The following is an 8,836-nucleotide window of genomic DNA, read 5'->3' as shown; positions in this document are numbered from 1 at the left end:
CTTTTCCGCGGAATTACTACTCGTCCCGCAACCGCCAATGAATATAGCAAAAGCCATGAGAACCGCACCGGTCAATACTGCAATTTTTTTGTTCATCTTCTTCCTCCATTACACACTTATTCTTTAATTTTTTTATATATTCTGTCACCTGTATACTGGATCAAAATAACCATACAGATGAGAATAACTATAATAGAATACATAACCTTATCATTATTAGACTGGTACCCGTATTGCAGTGCCGAGGCCCCCAAGCCGCCGGCACCGATAGCTCCTGCAACGGTTGTCAGATTCAGTACGTGAATAATCGATAAAATCGAGCCGGTAATCAAGGACGGTAAAGCTTCGGCCAAGACGACGCCGAAGATAATCTGCCAATCCGATGCGCCGAAGGATTTCGCCGCATCTACCAAGGCAGGATTTACTTCCTTAATACTGTTTTCAATCATGCGTGCCATAAACGGTGTCGAAGCAAAGGTAAGGGGAATCAGTGCCGATACCCAACCGATACTGCTGCCCGTAATAACTCGAGTTATGGGAATAATGGACACCATGAGAATCATAAACGGAAAGGACCGTAAAATACTGATACCGCCGTTTAAGATGCTGTAGATCGCCTTATTCTCACGTAATCCGCCCGGCTGTGTCATATACAGAGCCACGGCAACGGTGAAACCCAAAATGCTCGAAAATATAAAGCAAAAGAACAGCATTTCCAACGTATTAGCGATAGACGGAATAATGATACGATCAAAAATTTCACTCCACGAAATATCTCTCATCTATTCATCATCCCCTTTCACGTCGTTTGCTTGCGAAGCGGTCTTTTTAAGAACCCGATATTCTGTTTTTCGGTCTTTTAAATAGCCCTCCACCTCGTGCAATCGGTTGCTATCAAAGGTGATTACAAACTTGGAAAACGATCCGGTCTTAAAGTGTTCCGTCCTACTGTCGACAATCTTATACACTAAGTGCAAGTCGGCTACCATATGGGCCATCACCGTATCATCCTGCGTTCCTGCCGTCGCCGTAATTTCCACATTCGTATCGCCTTGCGGCACATATCGTTCATCTCCCAGTAAACGTCGCAAGGCCGGCGAATCATTTCTGAAGATATCGGCAGGGTCCCCGTTTTCTACGATTTTTCCGTGTTCCAAAATAGCTACTTTCGTACACGCATCGCGAATAACGGACATTTCATGCGTAACGATGACGATGGTAATATGAAGCTCCTTATTAATTTTATTTAAAAGCTTCAAAATATTCTGGGTCGTATTCGGATCCAATGCCGACGTCGCTTCATCGCACAACAGGACGGACGGGTCGAGAGTCAAGGCTCTGGCAATGGCAACGCGTTGCTTTTGTCCGCCCGAAAGGTTCTTGGCCTTTACATCCCTTTTCTCATCCAGTTCAACCAAATGAATCAACTCTTCCGCCTTAGCCCGACGTTCCGCTTCGGGAACGCCCCAACACTTCATAGGAAAGGCGATATTTTCATATACGGTCTTGCGTTCCAAAATAGACGGCTGTTGAAATATCATGCCGATATTCTTGCGAAACTGCCGCAATTCTTCTTTATTCAGTCGGTTAACTGCTACGTTATTGACCGTTAAGGTTCCCGACGAAAATGATTCCAGCCCGTTTATACACCGCAATAACGTAGATTTACCGGCACCGCTACGCCCTGCCAGCCCGTAAATCTCACCGTCGGCAATACATAAGTTTATATCCTCCAAAACGACATTCCCGTTTGTCCACATCTTTTGTAAATTCTTAATTTCAATCAAAAAGATTCCTCCTCCACCGGCTGTCAATTGCTATTATAAAAAAGCAAACAGCAGTGCTCGAAAAGCCATAATTTCCAGGCATCATTATGAGTTTAATTATAACATTTGTAAATATCCCCCTCCCAATAAGATTATTTTATGTATAGTCCGCTCATTATTAAATACAATAATAAAAGCTCAGTGAGTCTCAAGTATATTGAGGGTACTCACTGAGCTTTCTAAAAGCACAATCCGTTCTTAGTGTCTTTCTTTATTTATAGCACACAGTTATTTTTCATACATATACATTTTACGCGGGGCGATTCAACTAAAACAACAAGCACTTGGCAAAAAGGCGTTCGTAATTATCACTGCTGCCCAATTCTATATATTGAATATGTTTAGCCAAGGCTTCCATCTCTTCTTTTACCTCATCGGATAACAAGGCTGCTACGGCCCCCGACTTGGCCGAGTTTCCCGCATAGGCGAGCTTATCTTCCGTAACGGGCGGTAACAAGCCTATTTGCAGAAGGGATTCTGCCGGTAAGTGTGCCCCGAACTGACCGGCAATTAGAACTTTATCTATATCTTCATAGGTTAACCCGCCGTGAGACAATAGCACTTCAATCCCCGAGCGAATTGCTCCTTTGGCAAGTTGAACCTGCCGCACGTCACTTTGCGTTACAAGCAGCTCTGTTTCACCACTACTATATAAGAGCGCTTCTCTTTTGGTTCCGTTATAGCGCAATATATCCCGACGATAATCACCGACTTCGAAATCTTCCGGCTTAGCAAAGGCCCCTCGCCTCGTAACCAGGCCGTTCCTCACCAGTTCTCTGACAACGGCCAATATACCGCTGCCGCACAGTCCGTGCGGCTCGTCACCACCGATAACGTCAAGACGAATTCCTTCAGGACCGATATGCACATCTTCAACGGCGCCTTTTGCAGCTCTCATGCCCGATGTAATATTCATACCTTCCAGAGCCGGGCCGGCAGCACAGGAGCAGGAGTACATCTTACCGCCCGCCTCCAGAACCAATTCTCCGTTTGTCCCTATGTCTATAAACAAAGTCTTGCCTGATGCATGACGCAAGTCGCAAACGTAAACACCTGCTACTATATCCGCCCCGATATAAGCCGATACGGAAGGCAATAAATACACAGTCGCATCGGTTGCGCCCACAAGACCCAAGACTTGAGTCTTCAGCTTCCGTCCGTCCGTAAAGACCGGCTTATACGGAGCCTTACCGATAGGCCTCGCATCGACACCTGCCAGCATATGGAGCATCGTGCAATTGGCGGCTACGTCAATTTCCGTAATCTCCGTAACTTCTATTCCCGCTTCATTACAAACTGCCGTTGCCGCTTCATTTAAACCCTGAACAATGGCTTTTTGCAACTGCGAGATAGCCGCCTCTTTATGTTCCGTCTCATAGGTAATACGGGTCAGTACATCAAGTCCGTACGTCTTCTGCGGATTGATCTGAGCATATGTTGGCCCTTCCGTACCGTCATCCATATTGACCAGCGTAGCCACAACCGTCGTCGTACCGATATCCACTGCCAAACCGTAGCCGTGCTTATCTGCATCACGCTTAAAATGGCCTTCTACGCCGCCTGTCGTAAAAACATGGTCTTCTTCGACTTCGCCCGTTTCAATGACTACTTTGCCCCGGGCCTTAGTCATACAGGCCAATCGCATACGGCCGGCCACCTCTTTTTCCGTCAATAGACGGCGTTCCGTATCCGTCACATCCGTTATCGTCCCGGACACGACCTTTACCTTACATTTACCGCACGTTCCCTTACCGTTACAACTATTAGCCAACGGAATTTGTTTCTCTAAAAGCCGTTCCATCAGGTTGCGGTCGTCCCCTCCGGACAATTGTACTTTCATCTTATTTGCGTCCCGTCAGTTTATCTGCCTGTTTTACCGCATCGACGGCGTTGGGCGAAAAGGTATCGGCACCGATTTTATCCGCAAATATTTGTGTAATGGGAGCACCGCCGATCATGACCTTAACCTTATCACGCAGGCCGCGTTCTTTAAGCATATTGACCACTGTACCCATGCCGTCCATCGTCGTCGTCATAAGCGTCGACATGCAAAGTACATCAGCATGTTCCGACTCTACGGAATCGACAAATTGCTCCAACGGCACGTCTTTACCGAGATCGACAACCTTGTAGCCTCCCGTCTCCAACATGGTTTTAACGAGGTTTTTACCGATATCATGTGTATCGCCTTCAATAACGCCGATAACCGCCGTCTTTTCATCTGCCGTAAGGTCCTGTTCCAAATGGGGCTTCAACATATCCACACCGGCATACATGGCATCGGCACACAAAAGAATATCGGAAACGAAGTATTCTTCTTCTTCATACATTTTTCCGGCTCTTCCCATGCCGTCAACAAGGCCTTCCATAATACCATCCAGAGCTTCATAGCCTCCGTCTATATATTCTTGGCACGCATCGACAACATCTTCATCATCCATTTCAAATACATCGTCCGACAATCTCTGTAACAACGCATCTTTACTGCTCATGATCTTCGTCTCCTTCATCTTTCAATATAATTCCGTAAAGCTTTTCTGCCGGAACTCGTCGTTTACCGGCTTTAATACACATTTGCCCCATAAATCCGAACTTACCTATGGCAAACAACCACCCGTCCTCATAAGTAGGATGTGTGCCTTGGGGCATGCCTAAAGGCTTATAAGAGGCCGACTCGGTTCCTTCCAAGGCATACGCTGTTTTGGGACATAGGAGAATAAGCGCCTTATGTTCCAGTTCGCTTTCCATCCGTCTTAAAAAGGGAAGGACATTCATTTCCGTATAATTCTTCAATACGCGCGGCCCCATAATAGGCACGGTAGCGACGGCATCGCCGTAACTGATAATTTTTACCCCTGCCGCTACAGCAGCTTGCATATAGGAAGACAAATCATCCTCTATTTTACGAAAGACCTTTTCCATTAACTCGGGATTTTTTCGCATCCCTTTAAAAACGGCTCGCAAATCAATCAGACCGTTTAATATCGTAATGGGACCTACAACCTCAAGAACGACCGTTTCTCCCTGCTCTGCTAAAATCCGACAAGCGTTCAACACCTGTGCCGGCCGACCTTTTTTTGTATCTAAGGTACCTAAATCCAAAATCTCTTCCAACTTGTCACAAATATAGCCGGACGTACGAGGCCCCACCGTTTCACTGCCGTAATTCACGACAGCCCCCAAGGCTTCCGCTTCTACGGCATGGTCGAAGGGCAGATAGACAACGCCGTCATTGGTGGTTCTTTTTACAGCTCGAGCCAATTCAGCCATCTGTTCCCCGTCCTTATACACCTCGGGAACCGTAAGGTTGCAGGCCTTAACAACGCCGACAATCGATTCCTCTTTCGTTCCGTACGAGCACGGATAATCCTTTATTTCACCGACCATTACATCACCTTTGCCATTCCTTCGGGCATTTTTCCTTTTTGTGCACCCTTACCGTAAATAGCCGCGTAGTTCATAATGGCTACGACATTATCTTTCGGAGTACCGATAGGAGTTGTACACCCGGGCATAAGAATGAAGCCCTTCGGTGTATCACCCGCTTCTTTTAAGCAACGAATGACTTCGCGCTTCATATCATCCGTCGTACCGTTACGCAAAAGGTCGACGGGGTCAATGTTTCCGACTACGGCAATCTTATCTCCGTATTGATTCTTCAAGTCTTCCATATTTTCGCAATTATCAACGGAAAAAGCCGATATCCCCCAATTTACGAAGTCTTCCCAACGATCGGCCGTAGAGCCGCAAACATGAAGGCTCGGGGCTTCTCCATATACATCCGTCAACCGCTTAACCAACTGTCCCATATAGGGAACAGCATACTTTTTGAAGAGGCGGGGAGACAAGAGATTACGGGCAATAATCGGTTCCGCCAAAGATGAGATAATACCCGTTTCCTTATATAACTGTTCACAGCAGGCCACAATATTATCATTGGCGTATTGCAACAACTTCTCCGTTTCTTCGGGCCGCTTAATCATATCTTTCAGGAACTTCTCCGTACCGACGAGAAAAGCGGCCAAGGTGAAACACGAACCAAGGCCCGTATCGATAATGTACGTATCGCCCCACTTATCCTGTAATTTTTTGAAAGCTTCCAATAAAATGGGCAGACGACCGTCTTTATGAATGTCTACGATTTTTCTTCCGTCCAATTCGTCATATGAAGTAATTGCCGGGCCGTCTACATGGGATACATTATTCAACGGAAAGGCCAAGGGCACCCCCAAGGCTTCGGCAATGCCGCGTAACCCGATACCCATACCCATATTATCGGCACCGTAATCTTCGGCAATTCGGGACTCCACTTCTACCATCAAGTCGGAGTCAAAATAATAATCCTTATTTTGAATCCCGTAATTAATGGGACTCGTTTCGCCGGAGCTCAAGATGGTCGGGATCCTGTCTACCTTTTCACCGGCCATATACTTCGTCATTCGTTCTTTCGGCGTCATCTCCGTGCGTATCAATTCCATCGTATCGTCTCCTCTATACTTTATTTAGGTTCTAAAGCATTTCGACAAAGGCGGCCAGACGAGTATTCAACTGTCCGACATCCGTCTTGGAGTAATCCGTTTCAATGTAAATATACGGAATCTCTTTATCATGAGTAACAAAGCGGCGAACCGATTTAGATTCGACGCTGTACGTATGACAGGCCTGAAGTACCATTTCAACAACACCGTCAACCTTGTATTCATCTATCATTTCATCCAAAAGCTTGAAGCGATTGTTATTCGGCGTCATAACGGAACAGCCGATACCGAGGTAGCGGTCGGCAATAGCCCCGTAAATATCATCCGTATCTTCTTTGACTTCCCGTTCAATAGCTTTTGCACCGGAACAGTTTTCATAGGTTACGACAACCCCGCCGTTATTTTCGATGGCTTCAATGACCTTTTCCGTAGCACCGCCCATAGGACAGCCCGTAATGAGGATACGAGGCTTTTTATCCAATCTCTTTCCGGCCGCATATTCAGCTTCAATTTTATCCGTAAGGGCATTCAGCTCATCTGCCAAGCTCGAGCGATCCAACTTAAAAGTACTCCCATAGAGAACGCGAAACAGTTCAAGCCCCGTAATCGGTGCCGGATCGTGCTTCATAACTCCGTAAAAACGTTGCAGGGCCCGACGCACGCTATTTTCCGTATGTACAGCTTTGCGGACTGCTTCGTCTGTAATAACGGTTCCGAATTTTTCTTCTAATTTTTTCTTCAATTCAAGGCACGATTCTCGCCAGAATTTTCTTCCTCGCTCATCTTGGGATTGCGGCAACTGCATAACATATACGTCTTTAAATTGACTCATGAGTTCATACATTTTCTTCTTACCGTCACAAGTCGTTTCGCCGACAATCAAGTCGGAAAAATAAAAGTACGGACACTTATCCGTCTTGGCGAAACCGTAACTGGCTTTGATTAAAGGACAGAGATTTTTCGGCAAGTCCTGTTCCGCCACTTCTATGGTTTCACCCGACATGGAACAAAGGCTGACGGCTGCCGCTCCTATAGCCATGGGCAGTTCTTTCGGGAAGTAGGTGCAATATGAGCCGACAACGGGAATTCCCTTTTCCTTGGCTTCCTTAACGGCCAAAAAGGAGTTTTTCCGTTGTTCTGCAAATTCTTCAAAGACTTCAGGCAGTTCTTTAATCAATTCCATACGTTTACCTCATTTCATAACGACTGTTTTTATTATATCTTTTGCCGTGTCTTTCCGATAATATGAAATACATTGGCAATTTCATTGCTTTTTTCTATATTAATGAACTCTTACCGTGTTTTCCCATTTTCCCTTTAACGCCGAATAAGTCCGTAAAATTTATGTACATATGGAAAAACAGAATATTAAACCGGTCTTTTATAATTATTTTTTATGTGCACCAGCTAATTTATTATAATTTATTATTGATTTATTATTTTCTTTTCTTAATTATAACATGGCGGTATATATTTATATATAACTTTTTCCGCAATACTGTATTTTCCCATATTAAAAAGAGCCGCCTCTCTTCGAGGCGACTCTTTCTATTTTATATTTATAGAGTTTCCAAGGCGGCAATCAAGCGTTCTTTCCCTTCAGGAATATCCTTAATGCCATCATAGTTTTCCATATAATCGGCCAATTTACGAACCCCTTTTTCCTTATCGGTAATGCCTAATTCCGCAAAGGTTACGGGCAAATTCGACTTTTTCAAAAGACTCATAACAGCACTGCGTAATTCATCATTTTTATCAAAAGCCGTTTGAACCAAAAGGCCTGTACCGACCAATTCACCGTGCTTATACCCGTGCGTTTCGTCAAAGAAGCAGGTCTTTAGTCCGTTATAAAATGAATGACCCAAGGCTGCCTGTCCGCGACCTCTCGTCATACTGCTGATAATTCCCGTCAAAGCGATATTACAGAAAACGACGGTATGAACAGCCTCTGTCAACTTGCCTTCAACCACATCGGCACAGGCCTGTTCCGTAAACAAATTCAACAGTTCATACGTTGTAGCCGCACTGTGATAAGCCGCATATACATCAACGGGGACACTCGTAGGTGTAAACGCCCCTCGATTATGATGCACTTCCACAAACTTGGCAATGGCATCTAACGAGCCGGCTGCCAGATAACGAGCTGGCTGATGAGCCATGATCGTTTCGTCGACAACAATAGCATCCACTTCTTTTTCAAACCACCAATATTCCGGATCACGGCCTTCATCCGTATAGATTACGCTGAGCGGTGCATATGCGGCACATGTAGCCGCAATCGTCGGCACATTGATGACAGGACATGCACAAGCGTCTGCCGATGCCTTTGCCAAGTCCATCATACGTCCGCCGCCGACACCAATGATCAGATCACAACCTTCGGACTTAAATCGGGCCGCATTTTCATCAATTTGACGTTTACTGGGATACCCGCCGTAAATATGCAATACATGGTTAACTCCGGCGTCCTTCATGCCGCGAACAATCTTTTCTTCGCTAACCTTCCATGCCGTCGGCCCTGCAAGAATCAGC

8 protein-coding genes are annotated in these 8,836 nt (G+C 45.6%); all 8 read right to left on the bottom strand.

Annotated elements, in window-relative coordinates:
• Positions 1 to 116: 116 nt before the first annotated feature.
• Positions 117 to 782, bottom strand: a complete 666-nt coding sequence (locus PGX78_RS04190) for a methionine ABC transporter permease (protein WP_270445517.1) — start codon at positions 780 to 782, stop codon at positions 117 to 119.
• Complete coding sequence (locus PGX78_RS04185; protein ID WP_270445516.1) at positions 783 to 1,787, bottom strand: methionine ABC transporter ATP-binding protein; 1,005 nt, start codon at positions 1,785 to 1,787, stop codon at positions 783 to 785.
• Between the two features lie 307 nt (positions 1,788 to 2,094).
• Positions 2,095 to 3,666, bottom strand: a complete 1,572-nt coding sequence (locus tag PGX78_RS04180; RefSeq protein WP_270445515.1) for an ASKHA domain-containing protein — start codon at positions 3,664 to 3,666, stop codon at positions 2,095 to 2,097.
• A gap of 1 nt (position 3,667) precedes the next feature.
• Positions 3,668 to 4,318, bottom strand: coding sequence for a corrinoid protein (locus PGX78_RS04175; protein ID WP_270445514.1), 651 nt, complete (start codon positions 4,316 to 4,318; stop codon positions 3,668 to 3,670).
• Complete coding sequence (locus PGX78_RS04170; protein WP_270445513.1) at positions 4,308 to 5,213, bottom strand: uroporphyrinogen decarboxylase family protein; 906 nt, start codon at positions 5,211 to 5,213, stop codon at positions 4,308 to 4,310. The genes PGX78_RS04175 and PGX78_RS04170 overlap by 11 nt, the downstream gene beginning before the upstream one ends.
• Positions 5,213 to 6,304, bottom strand: coding sequence for a uroporphyrinogen decarboxylase family protein (locus PGX78_RS04165; protein ID WP_270445512.1), 1,092 nt, complete (start codon positions 6,302 to 6,304; stop codon positions 5,213 to 5,215). The genes PGX78_RS04170 and PGX78_RS04165 overlap by 1 nt, the downstream gene beginning before the upstream one ends.
• Positions 6,305 to 6,335: 31 nt before the next feature.
• The gene (locus tag PGX78_RS04160; protein WP_270445511.1) at positions 6,336 to 7,487 is read right to left on the bottom strand and encodes a double-cubane-cluster-containing anaerobic reductase; all 1,152 of its coding nucleotides are present in this window, start codon (positions 7,485 to 7,487) and stop codon (positions 6,336 to 6,338) included.
• A gap of 376 nt (positions 7,488 to 7,863) precedes the next feature.
• Positions 7,864 to 8,836: iron-containing alcohol dehydrogenase (locus tag PGX78_RS04155; protein ID WP_270445510.1), on the bottom strand; the 973-nt coding region annotated here is incomplete at its 5' end.

Source organism: Megasphaera sp. AF13-6AC (genome assembly GCF_027685385.1).
GTDB classification, from domain to species: domain Bacteria; phylum Bacillota; class Negativicutes; order Veillonellales; family Megasphaeraceae; genus Megasphaera; species Megasphaera micronuciformis.
Note: the sequence above shows the minus strand (reverse complement) of the source record. Positions and strands in the feature narration are given on the sequence as shown.